Source organism: Bradyrhizobium sp. 186, assembly GCF_023101685.1.
Lineage (GTDB): Bacteria > Pseudomonadota > Alphaproteobacteria > Rhizobiales > Xanthobacteraceae > Bradyrhizobium.
The window spans coordinates 6,553,766-6,574,421 of sequence record NZ_CP082164.1 but is presented as its reverse complement, the minus strand read 5'-3'; the positions used below and the strand labels follow the sequence as shown (position 1 = coordinate 6,574,421).

The 20,656-nt window shown below is 61.7% G+C and carries 16 protein-coding genes; 7 read left to right on the top strand and 9 right to left on the bottom strand.

The features are described from left to right. Nucleotides 1-2: 2 nt before the first annotated feature. On the top strand, nt 3-992 hold the full coding sequence (gene cydB / locus IVB18_RS31715; RefSeq protein ID WP_247984279.1) for a cytochrome d ubiquinol oxidase subunit II: 990 nt from the start codon (nt 3-5) through the stop codon (nt 990-992). Nucleotides 993-1,002: 10 nt separating this feature from the next. On the opposite strand, the gene IVB18_RS31710 is transcribed toward cydB, so the two are convergent. From IVB18_RS31710 to IVB18_RS31685, 6 genes are all read right to left on the bottom strand, one after another. Further along, a complete protein-coding gene (locus IVB18_RS31710) occupies nt 1,003-1,965 on the bottom strand; it encodes a GlxA family transcriptional regulator (RefSeq protein WP_247984278.1) in 963 nt (320 codons plus the stop codon). Between the two features lie 58 nt (nt 1,966-2,023). Next, nucleotides 2,024-3,067, bottom strand: coding sequence for a ferrochelatase (hemH, locus tag IVB18_RS31705; protein WP_247984277.1), 1,044 nt, complete (start codon nt 3,065-3,067; stop codon nt 2,024-2,026). An 84-nt stretch (nt 3,068-3,151) separates the two neighbouring features. After that, nucleotides 3,152-4,414, bottom strand: a complete 1,263-nt coding sequence (gene hemA / locus IVB18_RS31700) for a 5-aminolevulinate synthase (protein ID WP_247984276.1) — start codon at nt 4,412-4,414, stop codon at nt 3,152-3,154. Nucleotides 4,415-4,525: 111 nt separating this feature from the next. Further along, nucleotides 4,526-5,989 carry a catalase gene (locus IVB18_RS31695; protein WP_247984275.1) on the bottom strand — a complete coding sequence of 488 codons (1,464 nt, stop codon included), beginning with the start codon at nt 5,987-5,989 and terminating at the stop codon, nt 4,526-4,528. Nucleotides 5,990-6,216: 227 nt separating this feature from the next. Beyond that, the gene (locus IVB18_RS31690) at nt 6,217-7,197 is read right to left on the bottom strand and encodes an agmatinase (RefSeq protein ID WP_247984274.1); all 981 of its coding nucleotides are present in this window, start codon (nt 7,195-7,197) and stop codon (nt 6,217-6,219) included. 60 nt (nt 7,198-7,257) lie between these two features. Next, nucleotides 7,258-7,899 carry a glutathione S-transferase family protein gene (locus IVB18_RS31685; RefSeq protein WP_247984273.1) on the bottom strand — a complete coding sequence of 214 codons (642 nt, stop codon included), beginning with the start codon at nt 7,897-7,899 and terminating at the stop codon, nt 7,258-7,260. 219 nt (nt 7,900-8,118) lie between these two features. Here IVB18_RS31685 and IVB18_RS31680 point away from each other — a divergent pair, with 219 nt between their 5' ends. Then, nucleotides 8,119-9,024: a LysR substrate-binding domain-containing protein gene (locus IVB18_RS31680; RefSeq protein ID WP_247991778.1), complete on the top strand. Its 906-nt coding sequence runs from the start codon at nt 8,119-8,121 to the stop codon at nt 9,022-9,024. Nucleotides 9,025-9,169: 145 nt separating this feature from the next. Here IVB18_RS31680 and IVB18_RS31675 read toward each other — a convergent pair whose 3' ends face one another. Continuing rightward, on the bottom strand, nt 9,170-10,414 hold the full coding sequence (locus IVB18_RS31675; RefSeq protein ID WP_247984272.1) for a cupin domain-containing protein: 1,245 nt from the start codon (nt 10,412-10,414) through the stop codon (nt 9,170-9,172). Nucleotides 10,415-10,653: 239 nt separating this feature from the next. Between IVB18_RS31675 and IVB18_RS31670 the strand changes: the two genes are divergently transcribed. Together IVB18_RS31670 and IVB18_RS31665 are read left to right on the top strand one after the other, a co-directional pair. After that, on the top strand, nt 10,654-12,963 hold the full coding sequence (locus IVB18_RS31670; protein WP_247984271.1) for an FdhF/YdeP family oxidoreductase: 2,310 nt from the start codon (nt 10,654-10,656) through the stop codon (nt 12,961-12,963). Between the two features lie 13 nt (nt 12,964-12,976). After that, entirely contained in the window at nt 12,977-13,171 is a 195-nt protein-coding gene (locus tag IVB18_RS31665; RefSeq protein WP_247991960.1) for a hypothetical protein, read from the top strand. Nucleotides 13,172-13,420: 249 nt separating this feature from the next. Here the strand turns inward: IVB18_RS31665 and IVB18_RS31655 are convergent, their stop codons facing one another. Then, the gene (locus IVB18_RS31655) at nt 13,421-13,939 is read right to left on the bottom strand and encodes an AraC family transcriptional regulator (protein ID WP_247984270.1); all 519 of its coding nucleotides are present in this window, start codon (nt 13,937-13,939) and stop codon (nt 13,421-13,423) included. 277 nt (nt 13,940-14,216) lie between these two features. Next, the gene (locus IVB18_RS31650) at nt 14,217-14,714 is read right to left on the bottom strand and encodes a DUF305 domain-containing protein (RefSeq protein ID WP_247984269.1); all 498 of its coding nucleotides are present in this window, start codon (nt 14,712-14,714) and stop codon (nt 14,217-14,219) included. A 141-nt stretch (nt 14,715-14,855) separates the two neighbouring features. Between IVB18_RS31650 and rpoH the strand changes: the two genes are divergently transcribed. The 3 genes from rpoH to IVB18_RS31635 all read left to right on the top strand — a co-directional run bounded on the left by rpoH (nt 14,856) and on the right by IVB18_RS31635 (nt 20,425). Then, nucleotides 14,856-15,752, top strand: a complete 897-nt coding sequence (rpoH, locus tag IVB18_RS31645) for an RNA polymerase sigma factor RpoH (protein WP_247984268.1) — start codon at nt 14,856-14,858, stop codon at nt 15,750-15,752. Nucleotides 15,753-15,980: 228 nt separating this feature from the next. Continuing rightward, nucleotides 15,981-19,163 (top strand): efflux RND transporter permease subunit, encoded by a 3,183-nt coding sequence (locus IVB18_RS31640; RefSeq protein WP_247984267.1) that lies wholly within the window; start codon nt 15,981-15,983, stop codon nt 19,161-19,163. Beyond that, on the top strand, nt 19,160-20,425 hold the full coding sequence (locus tag IVB18_RS31635) for an efflux RND transporter periplasmic adaptor subunit (RefSeq protein WP_247984266.1): 1,266 nt from the start codon (nt 19,160-19,162) through the stop codon (nt 20,423-20,425). The genes IVB18_RS31640 and IVB18_RS31635 overlap by 4 nt, the downstream gene beginning before the upstream one ends. Nucleotides 20,426-20,656: the final 231 nt, after the last annotated feature.

Genomic DNA, 20,656 nt, shown 5'->3' with positions numbered 1-20,656 from the left:
AGATGGTCTTGTTCTGGGTTGCGCTTCTCGCCATTAGCATGTTGATCTATCTGCTGCTCGATGGATTCGATCTCGGGGTCGGCATGTTGTTTGGTCTCGCCGGCAACGAGGCGGATCGCGACACGATGCTCGACACTGTCGCGCCGGTATGGGATGGCAACGAGACTTGGCTTGTCGTTGCCGGCGTGATCCTGTGGGGCGCGTTTCCGGTGGTCTATGCCACGCTGCTGTCAGCCTTCTATCTACCCGTCATCATCATGCTGCTTGGCTTGATCTTGCGTGGCGTTGCGTTCGAATTTCGTCACAGGGCGGCGCAGCAGCTTCGGTGGATCTGGGACGTGAGCTTCGTGGGCGGATCGTTCGCTGCGAGCTTCATGCAAGGGGTGACGGTCGGCGCCCTGGCGCAGGGCTTGAAGTTCACCGACGGGGTCTATGTCGGCGGCGTCTTCGGCTGGCTGACCCCGTTTTCCCTATTGTGCGGTATCGGGCTGTGTCTGGGTTATGCCCTTCTGGGCGCTACATGGCTGGTGCAGAAGTGCCAATCGGACGTCCGTGATAGGGCTCGCCGCCAGATACCCGCGCTGGCACTTGCCGTGCTGGCGTTCCTGATCGTGGTATTTGCGCATGCGTTGATCACGAACCTGCCGATCATGCATCGCTGGCTCGATCGGCCCTATCTGTTTGTATTTCCGGCCGTCGGAGCCGCGGCCACGGTCGTGCTGGCCAGCAGCATCCTGCATCACAACGATCGCTGGCCGTTCGCTGCTGTTGCCGTCATCTTCGTCGCGGCGTTTGGAACGCTGGCACTGTCCTTCTGGCCTTACATGATCCCGTTTGCCATCACGATCGACGAGGCGGCGGCGCCTCACGCCAGTCTCGCCTTCATGTTCTGGGGCGAGGGCCTCTTCGTCTTCCCCTTGATGGTGCTGTATGTCGCGATCGGGTATCGGGTGTTCAGAGGCAAGGTGGGGACGACACCCGGTCACTACTGATCCTGCGGCCTTATCCGCGGAAACGTTCGCGATACTCGCTTGGGCCAGTGCCAATGCGTCTCAGAAAGGCTCGCCGCATCACGTCGGGATTGGCGAAGCCGCAGCTCGATGCGACGCGTTGCAAGGGCTTGTCGGTATCCTCCAGCAACCGCCGAGCCGAATCGACGCGCGCCATCTCGACGAAGTCACCCGGCGTCATTCCAGCCTCTTCTTGAAAGACGCGGGTGAAATTGCGCACGCTCATCGCGGCCCGCGCGGCAAGCGTCTTCACCGTCAGGTCAAGGGGCAAATGATCGAGGATCCAATGCTGGATCGTCTGAATGCGCCCTTCGGCTGCGACCTGCGCGGCGAGATGAGCACTGAACTGCGACTGGCCGCCCGGTCGCTTCAGGAAGACGACCAGGCGGCGGGCGACGGAGAGTGCGACATCGCGCCCGTGATCGTCCTCGATCAGCTTCAATGCGAGGTCGATTCCGGCAGTGACGCCGGCCGATGTCCACAGGGGACCATCCTCGACGAAGATCTGATCGGATACCACTTTTGCGGCCGGAAATCTCTCCGCCAATTCACCGGCGTGCTGCCAATGCGTCGTCACGCTGAAGCCGTCCAGCAGTCCGGCGGCGCCGAGAAAGAAGGCGCCGGTGCAGACGGAGCCGTGGCGGCGGCTGCGCGGCGCGTGCCGTCGCAGCCAGGCATGGAGAGTCGAGTCCGTGTAAGCGCGGGCGTAGTCGGGGGTGCCAGCGACCAGCAACGTATCGATCGGTTGCTCGTCTTCGAAGATCGAGCCATGGGTCAAAATCGACATCGCTCCAGCCGTCACGGCTCGATCCGGACCGATCGACAACAGACGCACATCGTAGTTGCATCTGCCGGGAGCCTGCCGATTGGCTTCCAGAAAGGCATCCAGAGGACCGGAAATGTCCAATGATTGCGCGTTCGGCGGCACAATAATCGCGATCGGCGTGCCAATCATCTCGTTCCCCCCATCACAAGGCGCGGGCGTCCCTACAGGTCGCCACTAGCCAGTGGCGTCAGACCCAGCCGCTCAACTCACGGCGCACAACCGCCTCGATCACGCGCATTCCATGGTCGCTGTCGTTCAGACAATCGACGCGAGCGAATGCTTCGCCGCCTTCGCCGAAGAAGTATTTCGCGTTTTCCTGCCCGATTTCCTCGATCGTCTCCAGACAATCGGCCGAGAAGCCGGGAGTTACGACTGCGATCCGCCGGGCACCCTTCGCCGCAAGCGCCTTTATGGTCTCGTCCGTATACGGTTTCAACCATTCTGCCCGACCGAAGCGTGACTGGAACGTGACGATGAGGCGTTCTTGCGGCAGCCCCAAGCGTGTCCGAACGAGGTCCGCGGTCCTGTGACACTGGACATAGTATGGATCGCCCGCGACATGAGTACTGAGCGGCATGCCGTGGAAGGATGCGACGATGACGTCCGGCTCGACGCCGGCGCTGGAGAGACGTTCAGTTAGCGAGGCCGCGACAGCATCGATATAGGCGTCCTCATCGTAGTAGGGCGCCGCGACCCGCAATGCCGGCTGATGTCGCATGGATGCCAGCACGTCGAAGAGCTTGTCGCATGCCGTTGCGCTCGTGGCGGCCGAATACTGTGGATAGAGCGGGACGAAGAGGATGCGTTCGCATCCCCTCGCCACGAGCCGCTCGGTGGCGGCCTTCAGGGACGGGTTTCCGTAGCGCATCCCCCAGTCGACGACGACGTTGGATTTCGAATCGCCGAGAAGACCGTCACGGATAGATTGTTGCAGCTTCTCTGCCTGCGACCTCGTGATAGTCTTGAGCGGACTCTCATTGCGGTCGCGATTCCAGATCGTTGCGTAATCTTTGCCCTTTCGTTGTGGTCGCGCAGTCAGAATCAGCGCATTCAAAATGAAGAGCCAGAGTAGTCTGGGCGCTTCAATCACCCTTCGATCGGACAGGAACTCGGCGAGATATCGCCTGACCGACCAATAGTCCGTGCCGTCCGGAGTGCCGAGATTGCTCAGGAGCACGCCGATTTTCGGAGATATCGTTCTTTCGCGCATTTCGGATTGCGGCGGAGCCATGTCAGTCTCTTTACAGGGGGAACTCTCGGTCGGCCCGGACCTGAGGCGATGACGAAATCGGCTTTGCCGTGTTTCGGGCAGCACTCAGCCAGCGACAACTGTCAGGCGGCCGGACGATTCCGAACGTTGATCGTTCCGCGCAAACGGCAGGCCGAGCTCCCGCCAGACCCAGACCATGGCGTCGGCCAGCTCCTCGATGAGCCGACTATCGTGTCCCGGGGTCGGTGTGATGCGCAGCCGTTCAGTGCCTCGGGGCACCGTCGGGTAGTTGATCGGCTGAATGTAGATGCCGCATCGGTGGAGCAAGAGCTCGCTCGCCCATCTGCACAACTCGGGATCGCCCACCATCACGGGGACGATGTGCGTATCAGTCGGCATGACGGGCAATCCGGACCTGCGCAAAGCCGCTTTTGTTGCTGCGACTGCCTGTCGGTGCCGGGCGCGCTCGCGGTGCGATGCCTTGAGGTGAGCTATCGAGGCCTTGGCCGCCGCAGCAATCGCAGGCGGAAGCGCGGTCGTGAAGATGAATCCCGGCGCGTGGGACCGTACCGCATCGATCACCGCGCTACGCCCCGCAATGTAGCCGCCGAGCGTGCCGAAGGCCTTGGCGAGCGTCCCTTCGATGATGTCGACGCGATCCATCACGCCGTCCCGTTCGGCGATGCCGGCACCGCGCGGCCCGTACATCCCGACCGCGTGCACCTCATCGAGATATGTCAGCGCGCCATAGCGATCCGCCAGATCACAGATCTCCTTGATCGGCGCGACGTCTCCGTCCATGGAGTAGACGCTCTCAAAGACGATCAATTTCGGGCGGCCTGCCGCGGCACGCGAGAGCAGTTGCTCCAGGTGATCGAGATCGTTGTGACGCCAGATCTGCTTGGCGCAGCCGGCCGAGCGCACCCCTTCGATCATGGAATTGTGATTGAGTGCATCCGACAGGATGAGGCAGTCCGGGAGGAGCTTGGCAATCGTGGCGATGCCTGTCTGGTTCGAGACATAGCCCGACGTGAAGACGAGAGCGTCCTGCTTGCCGTGCAAGTCCGCGATCTCGGCTTCCAGTTCGACGACAGGGCGATTTGTCCCCGAGATGTTGCGCGTACCGCCTGCACCCGCTCCCATGCTGCGCGCGGCGGTGCACATGGCTTCGATGACCTTCGGATGCTGACCCATGCCGAGGTAGTCGTTCGAGCACCAGACGACGACATCTCGCATGCCGTCCGGGCCGTTCCAAACGGCATGAGGAAACTGCCCCGCTTTCCGCTCCAGATCGACGAACACACGATACCGCTGCTCGCGCTTGAGAGCGCTGATGGCGTGTTCGAAACTGCCGATATAGTCGAACATGATCGAAATCCTCAATTGAGAGCAGCCCAACCCCCACGGAGCGGACCGGTGTGGTCTTCTTGGGCCCGCGCCGATTGGCGCGGGCCCCATTTCGGCCTCTTCTGACGACGGCTAGAGCTTGCCCTCGGCGAACCTGGCCAGCGCGTCGGCAACCCCCTTGCCGTAGGCAGGGTCCGCCTTGGCGCAGTTGGCCACGTGCCGCTCCTGGATGTACCTTGCGGCCTGACCCACCTGGCGCGCCGTGTTCTCGAACAGCGTCTGCTTCTGCGCGGAGGTCATCTTCCGGAACAAATTGCCGGGTTGTTGCCAATGGTCATCGTCCACGCGGTGATCCCAATGCGCGGCCGCACCCGTGATCTCGAGCGGCGGCTCGTTCAACTGGGGCCGGTCCTTCCATTCGCTGCGGCTGTTCGGCCAGTAGGTCGGCGTGCGGCCAAGATTGCCGTCGGTCCGCATCGCTCCGTCGCGGTGATAGCTGTGGAACGGGCACTTCGGTGCGTTGACCGGAATGTGGTGGTGGTTGACACCAAGCCGGTAGCGCTGCGCGTCACCATAGGAGAACAAGCGCGCCTGAAGCATCTTGTCCGGCGAATAGCCGATACCCGGTACGATATTGGCGGGCGAGAACGCTGCCTGCTCGACTTCGGCAAAGACGTTCTCCGGGTTCCGATTGAGCTCGAAATAGCCGACCTCGATCAGCGGATAATCGGCCTTCGGCCAGACCTTGGTGAGATCGAACGGATTGAAGGCAAATTTCGTCGCCTGCTCGTCCGTCATCACCTGGATGCACAGGGTCCAGCGCGGAAACTCGCCTCGCTCGATGCTGCCGAAGAGGTCGCGCTGATGGCTTTCGCGATCCTTGCCGACCAGGGCCTCTGCCTCTCCGTCGGTCAGGTTCTCAATGCCCTGCTGGGTGCGGAAGTGAAACTTCACCCAGACGCGCTCATTGTTCGCGTTGAGCAGACTGTAGGTGTGGCTGCCGAAGCCGTGCATGTGGCGGTAGCTCTTCGGGATGCCGCGCTCACTCATGACGACGGTGACCTGGTGTAGCGCCTCGGGAAGCAGCGTCCAGAAATCCCAGTTGTTGTCGGCACTGCGCATGCCCGTATAGGGATCGCGCTTGATGGCGTGGTTCAGATCGGGAAAGCGCAACGGGTCGCGAAAGAAGAAGACCGGCGTGTTGTTGCCGACCATGTCCCAGTTGCCTTCCTCGGTATAGAACTTGAGCGAGAACCCGCGGATGTCACGCTCGGCATCTGCCGCGCCGCGTTCGCCGGCGACCGTCGAGAACCGCGCGAACATCGGCGTCTGCTTGCCGATCTCGGAAAAGATCTTGGCCTTGGTATAGCGGGTGATGTCGTGGGTGACCGTGAACGTGCCGTGAGCGCCCGAACCCTTGGCGTGCATTCGCCGTTCAGGAATGACTTCCCGATCGAAATGCGCGAGCTTCTCGATCAGCCAGACGTCTTGCAGCAATGCCGGTCCGCGCGGCCCGGCAGTTTGTATATTGACGTTGTCCGTGACGGGCGCGCCCGATGCGTGCGTCAGAAGCGGTCTTTGAGCTTTGTCGTTCATTGGGGTTCTCCTGCATTGGTGTTGAAGGAAGCTTGTCACCCTCGGATCAATAGGAGAATGACAAGAGTGCTATCGGATTGAGAGGCTGTTCCTCTCAATCCAAGATTCGTGAGTCGATGGCGTTCGCTCCGGGCGGCCGCACTCAAGTAGCCAAGCTGGCCCGGCCCGGATTGCCTGTTTGCACGACGACGCGACCAGATCGCTTCGGTCGTGACCAGCAGCTGCGGTCAGCCGCGCCGCTTGGCGCGCTCGTGGAAGATCGAGCCGATGAAATCGAGACTGATCCGGGCCGCGAGCAGTGACGTGATTGCCGACGGATCGTAGGGCGGCGAGACCTCAACGAAGTCGGCGCCGACCACCTCGAAGCGCCATGCGATCTCCTGGAGAAGATCCTTGGCTTCGTAATAGGTAAACCCGCCATGGCTGATCGTTGCCGTCCCCGGCGCGATCGACGGATCGAAGCTGTCGATATCGATCGAAACGTAGACCCGCTCGCCATCCGGGATGTGGGAGAGAGCCGCAGCCGCGCCGATCGAGCGGAATTTGCGCAATGAAACGACGTGGGTGCCGTAGGCCTTCGCCGCCTCGTAGTCCTTTTTGCTCACGGAGGCCATGTTGTGCGGGCCGAGCGTCGTGATGCCCTTCACATGCGTCATCTCCGAGGCTCGGCGCATCGGGCTGCCGTGGCCCCAGCTGATGCCGTTGCGCTGATCGATGAAGTCGAAATGCGCGTCGAGATGGATGATGTGGATCGGCTTCTCGTTCGAATACGCAGCGACGGTCGCCATGGTGATGGCGTGATCGCCGCCAAGGATATACGGCATCGCCTTGGCATCGAGCAGTGCGCGCACCGCCAGCTCGGCGTTCGCCAGGCTACGCTTGGTGTCGGCGTAGATGACGTCGCTGTCGCCGGCATCGACGATCTTGACTTCCTCGGCAGTGAGATAGGTCACCTCGTCCTCGAAATCGAATACACCTTCCGGACCAAAGCCGTGGAACATGGACGCTTCGCGAATCGCGCGCGGCCCGAAGCGTGTTCCGACGCGATAGCTCGAGGCCGTATCGATCGGAATGCCAAGCACGGCGACATCGGTGCCGTCGAGCCTATCCCAATCGGTGCAGGCAGGCTGGCCGGCAAAGGTGGCTAGGCCTACGAAAGGCAGGTTCATCCGTTCCGGCATGTTGCGGCTTTTGAACTGCGTTGTCATTGAAGGATCCTTCTAAGATTTGGATGGGGGTGACGCGATCACCACTCCGCGTCGTTGCATTCAGCAGATTTCACCAGTGACGCCTTCGCGTTCATAGGCTCGGCGGACCGCGGGCAGCGCCGTCACCATGTCGAGCAGCCGCGCGATGTGCGGCCGTGAACGAGGCGGACGGGACATCGGGCGCGCCCAGCGGGCGAGCATGACGAGGTAAAAATCGGCGGCGCTCAACTTGTCCCCGAGGAAGAGGGGGCCGTTCGTTTCCAGGTGCTGCTCGATAACGTCGAGATAGGTGCAGGCCCGCCGCTCCGCGCCTTGCCTGACGATCTCCGTCGCGGCAGTCTCCGCGCTCGTCAGGCGATCGGGGTACTGCCAGATCATCAGCTCTTCCTGCAGCGAGTTCGTCAGGAAGACCAGCCACTGATAGAACTTGGCGCGCTCGGGGCTACCGATCCTCGGTGCAAGGTTGGCTTCGGAATGCTGGTCGACCAGGTGGAGAACAATCGCCGCTGCCTCGGATAGTACGAGTCCGCCGTCGACCAAGGTGGGAATGCGACCGTTCGGGTTGATCGTGAGATATTCTTCCGATTTCTGGGCATTCTTGGCGCGGTCCACAAGTACAAGCTCGTACGCCTGGCCGAGCTCCTCGAGCACCATGTGGGGCGCCGCGTTGGCATTACTGGGGAAGTAGTGAAGTTGGTACATCGTTCTCTCCGCACTTGTGTGTGTCCACGTACGGAAAACTAGAAATCGGGGCGGTTGGCCGCAACGAGAGATGCCCGTCGATCTTGGCCAAAGGTCCGTCGATCCTGGCCATCGCGTCTGGCACAGCGGGGACGACGTTTCAGCAGAGGACGTGCGCACGGATTGATAGACGTCGGCCCTGTGACTATGTGGTCCGATGTTGCCCTGGAGCTTCGTGTGATGAATCTTAGCGGCCTGTCGTTGCGCGATCTCGAATATGTTGTGGCTATTGCGGACCACGGCAGTTTCGTCCGCGCGGCCGAACATTGTCGCGTTGCGCAACCGTCGTTGTCCGCGCAGGTCCGCAAACTCGAAGCCTTGCTCGGCATGGTGATCTTCGAGCGCACCACGCGGCGCGTCATCGTGACGGTCGAAGGCAAGTCCTTTGTCGAACAGGCCCGTCGTGTTCTGGCGGAGGCGCGGCTTCTCTTCACCATCGTCCAGCGGTCGGACAAGCCGTTCGGTGGTGCACTGCGGCTCGCCGCAATTTCGACGCTCGGCCCATATCTCTTCCCCAGGATATTGCCGGCACTTCGCAAGAAGTATTCCGAACTCGCCCTCGTTCTGAGCGAGGGCCTCACCGGCGAGCTCGTGCCGAAGCTGATCGACGGCGAGGTCGATGCCGTGCTCCTCTCGTTGCCGCAAACCGACGCTGCATTGGCAAGTGCTGGGATATTTTCGGAACCGTTCCTGTTGGCGTGCCCGAAGGGGCATCCCGCGTCCCGCAAGGGCGGCCCGACCTGGGACGCGCTCGATGCCGAGGAGCGGTTACTGCTGGAGGAGGGACATTGCCTGCGCGAGCAGGCGCTCGCCGGCTGCTCTGCTCCAGGCCGGACCAATCGCCTTGCCACCAGTCTGGAGACGCTGAAATACATGGTCGCAGCAGGAGAGGGCTGCACGCTGGTGCCCGCCCTTGCGGTATCCGAGCGGGATGCGGTTGCCTATTCGCGGCTGCCGGGGAACACTTTTTCGAGAAGAGTGGGGCTTGCCTGGCGCAAAAGTGATCCGCGCGCAATGGAATTTTCCGCACTCTCGGAAACGCTGAGACAGATCGCCAAATCGTTTGACGACGTGAAGGAGGCTTGACGACAATTGCATTGTCGGCGTGCTCCGCTCATAACTCTTTGCGCTTCAGACGCCGTCAGATGAAATGTCGACTGATGAGAAAGCCGTCGATCAGGATTTGCAGATCGACGGCTTCCAGCAAGTTGGGCCGAGCGAGGAGTCTGGTTTATCGCTTCGGCATGACGCCCGGCGCATTGTCGGGCCAACTCGCGATCGTGCCTTCGTCGACATTGAGATGCTGCGCCACGAGTTTCGGCGGCGTGTGCGTGAGCCAGTTGGAGAGGGAGACTTCTTCGTAGTGCGAGGCGCGGAACACGCCGATGAATTGCAGATCGGTGTCGCCGACGTTCTCGACATAGTGACCGAGGTTGCGCCTGACATAGCCGATGTCGCCGGCATTGAAGTCCATGGTCAGTGCGTTCGGACCGGTGTCGAACACCGTCATGCGTGCCTTGCCCTTGATGTAGTACTGCCACTCGTCCGCGTTAGGGTGCCAGTGCATCTCCCTGATGCCACCGGGACGAACGGTAACCAGCGCGGCCGACACCGCGGTTGAAACCTTGAAATTGCTGCTGTCGGCGACCTGGATGCTTCCTGTATCGGAAGATTTGAACGGACGGGAGGAGCCGAGCGGGAAGATGAAGGGATGAGTTACGACGGGCGCATCCTTCTGCATCGCGGTGCGATCGCCGGCGATGTCGCCGGGCACGGTGCCCTGGAAGATCCAGAGATTGTGCAGCGGGATCTTGGCAAATGTGTCCGCCGGAACGCCGAAGTTCTTGGCGAGAATCTCGGGCGGCGTGTGGGCGAACCAGTCCGAGACGAGCAAGGTGTTGAATTCGTCGGCATGCCCGTCATCGAAGCAGATGACGAATTCGCAGCCATCCGGACCCAAGCCCTGCAGTGAATGCGGCGCTCCCGGAGGGAAATACCAGAGGTCGCCCTCCTTGACATCCGCAACATAGGGACGGCCCTGCGCATCGAGAACCGTCACACGGCAGGTGCCGTAGGTCATGATCGCCCACTCGGCTGCCTGGTGCCAGTGCAGCTCGCGGATGCCGCCGGCCGTCAGGCGCATGTTGACGCCCGATATCTCCTTGGAAATGGCAAAATCGGCAACGGTGACCTCCCGCGCCCATCCGCCATTCTGGATTCGCTTCGGTGCATTGTTGAACGATGCCCAGGGCATCGGCATGCCGCCGACGTCCGTCGCCGGTGGCGACTGCGCTGAGGGAAATTGGCCGCCCAGAACCTGACTTTGCGGGCCGGGATCGCTGAGATTCCCCGGGCCCCTCGCGTTGATGGCGCCCTGGGGCGGCTCGTCCGGATTGCCAAAAGATGCGGCCTTCACTGAGGACACCATGGCCGCGCCCATGGCCGAGGCTGCCAGCAGGCTTCGTCTCGAAATCATGATCGTACCTCCAAAGGGATTGTTCTGTTGAGCCGTGGTCAGCGGCCTCCCTCATGGAGTTAGGAAAGCGGCGACATAGGCCAATCCAGAGAGGACCTCCGCTTTTCCAGAATGCACTACGGCGTTGCGCCGATCGAACCGGTCCGTCTGTCGCGCTGGCACGATCCGGCATTCTCGAAAGAAAGTCCGCGATCGACGTCGCAACTATTTCTGCATCGGTACCCGCAGAGGTTCTCGCAATGTCGGAACGCAAGGCAATTCACCCCTATCATCATCCGGCGGGCGGGTGGGGTGCGCTCAAGGCCCTCGGTGAGCACTTGATCGAGCAGCGCATTCCGATCAAGGGGGCGACTACGCTCCGATGCATGAATCAGCCGGAAGGTTTCGACTGTCCCGGGTGCGCCTGGCCCGATCCGAAACACACCTCGTCATTCGAATTCTGCGAGAATGGCGCGAAGGCCGTGGCCTGGGAAGCGACCGCCAAGCGCTGCACGCCGGAGTTTTTCGCTGATCACACGGTCACGGAGCTGTCCGCCTGGAGCGACTACGATCTCGAGATGGTGGGCCGGCTGACACATCCCATGGCTTATGATGGGGGATCGGACCGCTATCTTCCCATAAGCTGGAGCGAGGCCTTCTCGATCGTCGGCCGCCATCTGAACGCGCTGCCTGACCCGAACATGGCGGAGTTTTACACCTCCGGCCGCACCTCGAACGAAGCCGCCTTTCTCTATCAGCTCTTTGTGCGGGAGTACGGCACCAACAATTTCCCCGATTGCTCCAACATGTGTCATGAGGCGACCAGCGTGGGCTTGCCGCAATCCATTGGGGTGGGCAAGGGCACGGTCGTGCTGGAGGATTTCGACAAGGCAGATTGCATTTTCATCTTCGGCCAGAATCCCGGCACCAACAGTCCGCGCATGATGACCAACCTGCGCGATGCCGCCCGCCGCGGCGCTTCGATCATCTCTTTCAATCCGTTCCGCGAGCGGGCGCTGGAACGTTTCCAGGCCCCGCAGAGCCCGATTGAGATGGCGACGCTGAGCTCGACGCAGATCAGCTCGCGCCTCTACCAGGTGCGCGTGGGTGGTGACGTCGCCGTGATCAAGGGTATTATGAAGGTTCTGGTCGATGAAGATACAGCGGCGCGGGCGAGAGGCGAGCAGGCCGTTCTGGACTGGGATTTCATCCGTGACCACACCCAAGGCCTTGATGAACTGGTAACTGACCTGAGGGCCACGCCCTGGACGGATATCGAGCGTTACTCGGGGCTCAGCCGCGAAGAGATCGAATATGCCGCGCACGCCTACATGAAAGCCGAGCGCGCGATCATCGTCTATGGCATGGGGATTACCCAGCACCGGCGCGGCGCGCAGAATGTTCAGCAATTGGCCAATCTCGCCCTGTTGCGCGGCCATATCGGTCGTGAGGGCGCAGGCATCTGTCCGGTCCGCGGCCATTCGAACGTGCAGGGAGATCGGACGGTCGGCATCACCGAGACGCCGTCCGAAGACTTTCTCGATCGGCTGGAATTTCGCTTCGGTTTCAAGCCACCTCGTGCGCACGGCCACAATGTCGTCACGGCGCTCGAAGCGATGATTCGCGGAGACGCCAAGGTGTTCATCGCGATGGGCGGCAACTTTGCCGCGGCAATTCCCGATTGGCAGCTCACGCAGGAAGCCCTCAGGAGACTCGATCTTACGGTCCACATCTCGACCAAGCTCAACCGCAGTCACCTGATCCACGGGCGCGATGCGTTGATCCTTCCCTGCCTTGGCCGCACGGAGATAGACATCCAGGCGACCGGACCGCAGTCCATCACCGTGGAGGACTCCATGTCGATGGTCCATGCGTCGGCCGGGCGCAATCAGCCCGCGTCAGAACACCTGTTGAGTGAGCCCGCGATCGTTGCCGGCATGGCGCGGGCGACCTTGGGGCAGTGCTCCGTCGTCGATTGGGACGGCTTCGTCGCCGAGTACGATCGCATTCGCGAGGCGATCGAGATCGTGTTGCCGATATTCCAGGCCTACAATGCACGAATTCGCGTGCCCGGCGGCTTCCACCTGGTTCCGGCCGCGCGCGAGCGCATCTGGGCGACGCCGAACGGTAAGGCCAATTTTCTGGTCTTTGACGGCCTTGGCGAGGATCCGCAAGACGATCATCCGGAGACGCTCTGGCTGAGCACGATTCGCAGCCATGACCAGTACAATACGACGCTCTATTCCATGTCCGATCGCTACCGGGGTGTCTACGGCCAGCGCGACATCGTGTTCCTGAACCAGTTCGAGATGGACAAGCGTGGGATCCTGGACGGTGACCGGGTCGATCTGGTGACCGTTTCGACCGACGGCATCGAGCGGCGGGTGCGCGACTTCCGCGTGGTCGGATACTCGTTCCCGATCGGCTGCTGCGCAGCTTACTACCCGGAGACCAATCCTCTGGTGCCGCTCTATGCGCACGATCCCCTCAGCTTCACGCCGTCGTCCAAGGGCATCCCGGTCCGGATCGAGCGCACGGGCGTCGGCGTCACGAACGATTCCTCGCATTAGGATTAGATGCACAATGCAAAGCGAGCTACACAAGGCATCGGTCTGGATCACCGCGCTGACACTGCCGACTGGCGGCACCGAAGACGGCGTTTCGCGCTTGCTGATCGCGTTGCTCCTTGCGCCACATCCGCTGTTCGCTGATCCCCTCCAGTCTGACGATGCGGCGCGCGCGATCGCGAGGCCGTCTATCGGCAGCAGAAGAGCCTAGGCATCTGGCGGCCACGCCGATCGGCGGTCGAGTGCGCGCGCTTGCGCGTGTCAAAAGCGTTGACGCAAAGAGCCTACTCTTCGAGATCGAGGCGTGGAACGATCTTAGAAAGATCGGTGCCGGAACGCACCGCCGGGCGATCGTGAATGTCCCTCAGTTCGAGAGACGGTCCGGCGTTCATCAGACCGTGGCCTGACGTCCCCGCCAGTTGCCGTGTAGCAACGCGGTCATCTCACACGGCAGGCAGCCTCAAAATCGACGGCGCCGCTCCCGCTGCCGGCGACCGGCTAATGTTAATGTCGGCAGATCGGGCGGTGCGCGAGCAGCCTGCTCGAGTTCGGACCGTGGGGGCATGTGATCGCCGACGCGCCAGTTCCGGGGAGTGCATCCCGTGAACCGCTTGAAGACGGTCGTAAAGTGGGCTTGGGTCTGGAAGCCGACCGCGAGCGTGATCTCGATGATCGGCATCGTGGTGTCCCTCATCAACTCCGCGGCTCGTCGAATCCGCCGCTGCAGCAGGAATTCGTGCGGGCGCAGGCCCGTCGCCGCGCGGAATTGAGACGCGAAGTGCATCCGGCTAAGTCCTGCGACCGCAGCCAGATCGCGTGAGGTCATCTTCGACGACATGCCGGCGTCGATGTAGTCGACGACGCGTTTGAGCCGCCATTTCTGCAACCCCTGGACATGGCGGCCGCGAATAGGGACCTGATCGGTCCCGGTCGATCGCTCCACGGCAGGCCGTAAGCCAAACTGCCTGACCGCGATCACGAGCCGAAGCGCTTCCATGCATCGACGATCATTGTTGTGTGTAGCGGCCTTTAGGGCCTCAATCAGCGACTGAACGACCTCATCTCTGGACTCTATCTCTGGGGCCGACGGTAGGGTCAGGTGACCACTTGCAATGGAAGCTGAACTTCCTGCCTCGTTCCCGTTTGGGGCGGGAGGCGCGAACAATTGCCGAAGGGGATCGTGGGTCTGGACGGACATCTTGAGTCGCTCCGGGATGAAGAATGCTGTCAGGTCTTCACGATGTGGCGAGATACCGTCAATTCGGTGCGTGCAAAGCGATCTCGGCGCTGGTCGACGGCATCAAATTGGCGGCGGCCGACAACGCGTGACGCGTGGAAGAGATTTCCTGCCGAAGTTCGTCGTTGCGGCCGTACCTGATTTCCGCGCGCGCCATGTCGATCGCGCCCTGATGGTGAGGGACCATCACATCAACGAAATCGCGATCGATATAGCGGGTCGGCGTCATGAGCATGCTGCGGTTCATGTTGCTCATCGCAAGTTCGCTGTCGAAGAGAAACTGATGCCCGTCTGTGTCTTTCACCGCACGGGCGTCGTGATGATGCTTCGGATCATGGGCGAGGGCGAATGATGTCGCCATGACCGACAGGCTGGTTGCCAGCGAGATAGCGCGTCTGCGTACGAATCCGCGGGAAAACAGGGGCACGTCAAACTCCAAGGCAAGCTGTGTGACCGGCGACACGCAGGCCAGCGAAATCGCTACTTTGAAGATGCCGATGATGCTCGGCGAGCTCAATTAAATACGGATTTAAGGTTCGCGGGCGAGACGTGAGCGCCGCCTAAAGCCGAATTCAGATTTCTTAAATCCAATTTAGTGGCGGCTCCAGCTGCGGCCTCCCTACAGTTGAGGTGCCGGACCCAAACGTAGGAGCAGCAAATGCAAGCTCAGAACGCCGTCGCCACCGTACTGCCAGCTCCGCAATCAGCGGGCATTCTCGCCTATTCCGCAGCCATCAAGCGCTTCGATCTGCTCGAGCGCGGCCGTGAGCAGCAGCTCGCGCGGCGTTGGCAGGAGCGGCGCGACAAGAGCGCGACCGACGAACTGGTCACGAGCCATCTTCGTCTCGCCGCTAAGGTGGCACGAGGCTACAAGGGGTACGGTCTTCCAATCGTCGACCTTATCGCGGAGGCCAATCTTGGGCTCGTGATTGCCGCCTCGCGTTTTGAACCTGGACACGGTGCGCGGTTTTCGAGCTACGCCATTTGGTGGATCAAGGCGACCGTCCACGAATACATCTTGCGCACATGGTCTCTGGTCAAGATCGGCACGACGGCCGCGCAAAAGAAACTCTTCTTCCGGCTGCGCAGCGAAATGAGGAAGGTCGCAGACCAGACGGCGGTCCTGACGCCCGAAATTGCGCAGGTCATTGCGGACAAGCTTGAAGTGACCGCCCGCGACGTGGTTGAAATGGATAGCCGGCTCTGTGGTGATCTTTCCCTGCATACCCGGGTCGGTGACGGCGATCGATCGGCGGAATGGGAAGCGACGCTCGTCGATGAGTCTCCGGATGCAGAGCAGATCGTCGCCGAGCACGACGAAACAACACGCCGGTCAAGGGCACTGCGCGCCGCGCTGGAGGTCTTGACGGAGCGGGAGCGGCGCGTGTTCGAAGCGAGACGGCTTGCAGAGCGACCGCTGACGCTGGAGCAACTTAGCTGCGAGCTATCGATCTCGAGCGAACGGGTACGGCAGATCGAGGCAAGCGCGTTCGCCAAGGTCAAGCGCGCGACGATCCTGGCGGCCAGGGCGGGCAGCGAAGCAACGGCTGCGTGAGGCGCACGGACATCGCGTGCTGCGCTCTGGTGTGCGTATGCTCATCTCGAAGTGAACGGGAAGCGGCAGCCGATCACGGCTGCTCGAGGCCTGACTAAAAGGTGAAGTCGCGCGACGGCTTCGTCATTTCATGTTGCGGCGCCCGAATCCCAACTTGATTGAGCGGGCGGCCTGGCGACTTCATGTCTCGCCGCGTTTTCTGAACCGGCAGCGGCGCAGGGATCTAAAATGGGAATTGTTCGATTTGCAGTGAGGTTCCCGCACACCTTCTACGTGGTGGCGGCGCTGATCCTGTTTCTGGGCGGTGCGGCGCTTTGGTCGATGCCGACGGACATCTTCCCAGAGATACGCATCCCTGTGGTGACGGTCATCTGGCAGTACACCGGTCTGTCCACGCCGGAGATGGAGCAGCGCGTCAGCACCTACAGCCAGTATTCCATCAGTGCCAACGTCAATGGCATCAAGAACATGGAGTCTCAGACCCTCAATGGTCTGTCGGTGCAGAAGATCTATTTCCAGCCCGACGTCAATCTCGACTTGGCGATTGCGCAGATCGTTTCCGCCACCAACTCGATTCGTGCGTTGATGCCGCCGGGCATCCAGCCGCCGATAGTCGTGCAGTTCAATGCGTCGAGCGTTCCTGTGCTGCAGCTCGCCTTGAATTCGGACAACCTCAACGAACAGCAACTCTATGACTTTGGCATCTATCGCATCCGGCAGCAGCTCGCACCCGTACCGGGCGTCACGCTGCCCACGCCGGCCGGCGGAAAGTACCGCCAGATCATGGTGGACATCGATCCCGACAAGCTCCTGTCTCGAGGGCTGACTCCGCTCGACATCGTCAACGCGGTGAATACTCAAAATCTCACGCTTCCATCCGGCACCGCGAAGATGGGCGACATTCAATACACGGTGCGTACGAATGCGACGCCGGCGACCATCGACGATCTCAACAAGATCCCGGTCAAGTTCTCAAACGGCGCCACCATCCTGCTGAAGGACGTGGCCCAGGTGCGTGATGGATCGATGGTGCAGCAGAACATCGTTCGCGAGGACGGTCGTCGCTCGGTCCTGCTCAGCATCATCAAGAACGGCAACGCCTCGACGCTGGCAGTCGTCAACGGCGTGAAGAAGGCGCTGACTGCTGTTCGCGCTGCCGCACCTCCCGGACTCAAGATCACGGAGCTATTCGACCAGTCAGTCTTCGTGACGAATTCGGTGAATGGCGTGCTGCGGGAGGGGGCGATCGCGGCGGGGTTGACCGCCATGATGATCCTCCTGTTCCTGGGCTCGTGGCGCTCGACTCTCGTTGTGATGATTTCGATTCCGCTGGCGATCCTGTCGTCGCTTGTCGTGCTCTACTTCCTCGGGGAAACGCTGAACACGATGACGCTGGGCGGCCTCGCCCTTGCGGTCGGCATTCTGGTCGACGATTCGACCGTCACGATCGAGAATACTCATCGGCTGTGGACCGAGGAGGGCATGCCGCTTGCGGACGCCACCTTGCATGGAGCGGCTGAGATCGCCGTGCCCACATTGGTGTCCACACTTGCCATCAGCTGCGTGTTCACGTCGGTGGTGTTCCTTGAGGGTCCAGCCAAATACCTGTTTACCCCACTGGGACTCGCCGTCGTGTTTGCGATGCTTGCGTCCTACGGATTGTCCCGGACGCTGACGCCGATCACGATCGGACTCCTGCTGAAGGGCGAGCGGCGGCACGTCCATGGCGAGGTGCCGGTCGGCCTGTTCTCGCATCTCTCTGCTGCCTTCGAGCGCAGCTTCGAACGGCTGCGCGAGGGCTATTCACGGGTCCTGGGAATGCTGCTGCGACGCCGCGCCATCGTGCCCATTGTGGCGATCCTGATACTCGGCCTGGGAGCGGTGATGCTGAGCCTCGTGGGCAGGGATTTCTTTCCGTTGATCGACGGAGGCCAGATCCAGCTCCATGTCCGCGCGCCGGCAGGAACGCGTATCGAGAGTACCGAAGCCATATTCCAGAAGATCGAGGATAAGATCCGCGAGGTCATCCCTGAGAAGGAGCGCTCGCTCATTGTCGACAACATCGGTCTGCCCGCACGGGCCTATAACCTGGCCTTTGCCGACGGCTCGACCATCGGCATCAACGACGGCGTGATCCTGGTCTCGCTCCGGGACGGCCATAAACCGACCGCGGATTACGTCAAGAAGCTGCGTCAGGTCCTGCCGGCGTCGTTTCCCGACGACACGTTCTACTTCCAGGCCGCCGACATCGTCACGCAGATCCTGAACTTCGGACTGCCGGCGCAGATCGACGTTCGGACTGTCGGCTATGGAGCCAACAATCTGACCGTCGCAAGGGAACTCCAGAAGCGACTGGCCGCCGTTCCGGGTATCGTCGACGCCCATCTCCAGCAGGAGATCGACGGTCCGGCGTTCTATGCAGATATCGACAGGACCCGTGCCGCCCAGCTCGGCCTGAACGCCAGCACGGTCGCGACCAACATCAATGTCAGCCTCAGTTCGTCGGTGCAGGTCTCGCCGAATTTCTGGACGGATCTAAGCTCCGGCATTCCATACTACCTCGCCGTGCAGACGCCGGAATACAAGATCAATTCGCTCAACGCGCTGGCCAATACGCCCGTGTCCACGTCGCTCGCCGCGAGTGGCCAGACGGTGCCGGGCATGCTCAGCAACATCGCGACCTTCAAGCGCGATACGATGCCGACCAACGCCAATCAGAGCAACGTCCAGCCGGTTTACGAGGTCTATGCCAGCGTGCAGGGCCGCGATCTCGGCAGCGTCGCGGCTGACATCGGCAAGGTCACCGCCGGGCTCCAGAAGGAATTGAAACCCGGAAATTCCATCCAGGTCCTCGGCCAGATCCAGAGCATGAACGACTCGTTCCGCGATCTCGGCCTCGGCCTCGTGTTCGCGGCAGTGTTCGTCTATCTGCTGATGGTCGTGAATTACCAGAGCTTTGGCGAACCCTTGGTGGTTATCCTTGCGTTGCCCGCGACGCTCTGCGGCATCGTCACCATGCTGTTCATCACCGGGACCACGCTCAACGTCCCGTCGCTGATGGGTGCAATCATGTCGGTCGGCGTTGCATCGGCGAACTCCATCCTGCTCGTGACCTTTGCGCGCGAGCAGCAGCTCAAGGGACATTCCGCCTTCGAGGCGGCGTTGAGCGCCGGTCGCACCCGCATCCGGCCGGTGCTGATGACGGCCGCCGCGATGATCGTCGGCATGATCCCGATGGCGATCGGCGGTGCCGGCGAGGAGCAGAACGCGGCACTCGCGCGCGCTGTGATTGGCGGACTGCTGTTTGCAACACCGACGACCCTCCTCGTCGTTCCCTATCTGTTTGCCATGCTGCGCAAGGGTAATGACGGAAAGCCGCAGCATGGCGTCTTCGAGGAATTGCAGGCATGACAGAGATCGACGTGCGGCCCGACCAGACGCTCCATGACATCGATCGTCCGGGCTATCCGAGTGGGCCTCTCCTGAGGGCCGAGGGCAAGCCGAGGCAGCGCTCCGGAGCGGCCGTGTTTGGTTCAGCGGTAGTGCTGCTGCTTGTCGGGGGGCTCGTTGTCGGCGGTTGGCGGCACTATCAGGCGGAGCGCCAGCTGGCCGCGACAGCCGAACAAGCGCGCACGTTTGTGCCGGACGTTCGCGTCGCGACTGTCCGCGCCGGCGACAGCAAGATGGACGTCACATTGCCCGCGACAACGGCAGCCTTCGAAGCTGCCAACATATTTGCCCGGACCAGCGGTTACGTCGAAAAGCGTTACGTCGATATCGGAGATCGGGTGAAGGCGGGGGCGCTGCTGGCCGAGATCGTGGCGCCCGAGCTCGACCACCAGATCGCGCAAGCCCAGGCCACGTTGGCACAGACTCAGGGAACCCTGCAGCAGACGCAGGCGAGCCGCGAACTCGCCGAGGTCACCAACACGCGCGACAGCGGCCTGGTCAAGCAGGGATGGCTGACCGCCCAGCAGGGCGACAATGACCGTCTGACACTACGCGCACAGCAGGCGGCGGAGGCTGTGGCGAAGTCGAACATCGTGGCTCAGCAAGCTCAGATCAAGGTTCTGGAGCAGGACAAGGCCTATCAGCGCGTGGTGGCTCCATTCGACGGCGTGATCACCCAGCGCAACATCGACAACGGCAGCCTGGTGCAGGCGGGCTCGACATTCATGTTCACGCTGATGCATGCGGATGTCATCCGCACGCAGGTGTTCGTGCCCCAGGACGAGGCGTTCGGTGTTCAGCCGGGTGTCGATGCGGTCATCCGGGTCCCGGAGCTTCCCGGGCGAGCGTTTCCGGGAAAGGTCACGCGGATCGCCATCGCGCTGCAGCCGGGGAGTCGTACGCTGCTGACCGAGATCGACGTGCCCAATCCGGATGGTGCGCTTCAGCCGGGCATCTACTGCACCGTGGAGCTGTTCATTCCACGCAAGACGCCGTCGATGATCATACCGGCGGACGCCGTCGTCTTCGACGAGAATGGCCTGCATGTCGCAGTCGTGGATAGCGGTGTGGTTCATATGCGCAAGATCTCGATCGCGCGTGATTTTGGCACGCAGGTCGAGGTGCACGCTGGCGTCAAGCCGGGCGATCAGGTGATCCTCAACCCGATGCTGAACCTGGCGGAGGGAAGCCGGGTCTCCGTTCGCGGGCCGCAGACGAGCTGATTGCTGCGGTCGGCCCTGGATGCTCCGAGCTCGAGGAGAGGCCGATCAGTGTTGCGGCTTGGTGAATAGCCGTCTCCAATTTGACCTCGCGAGCACGCGGCTTGCTGATCAGATAATTTCCTAAGCGGTTCACCGCGGATTGACGGACTGTGAGCAAGTCTTGCATTCGGATCTCCCGCGTCAATCCGCACCTCACTCACAGAGCAAACGCTCTTTGTGTTTGAATGGAGA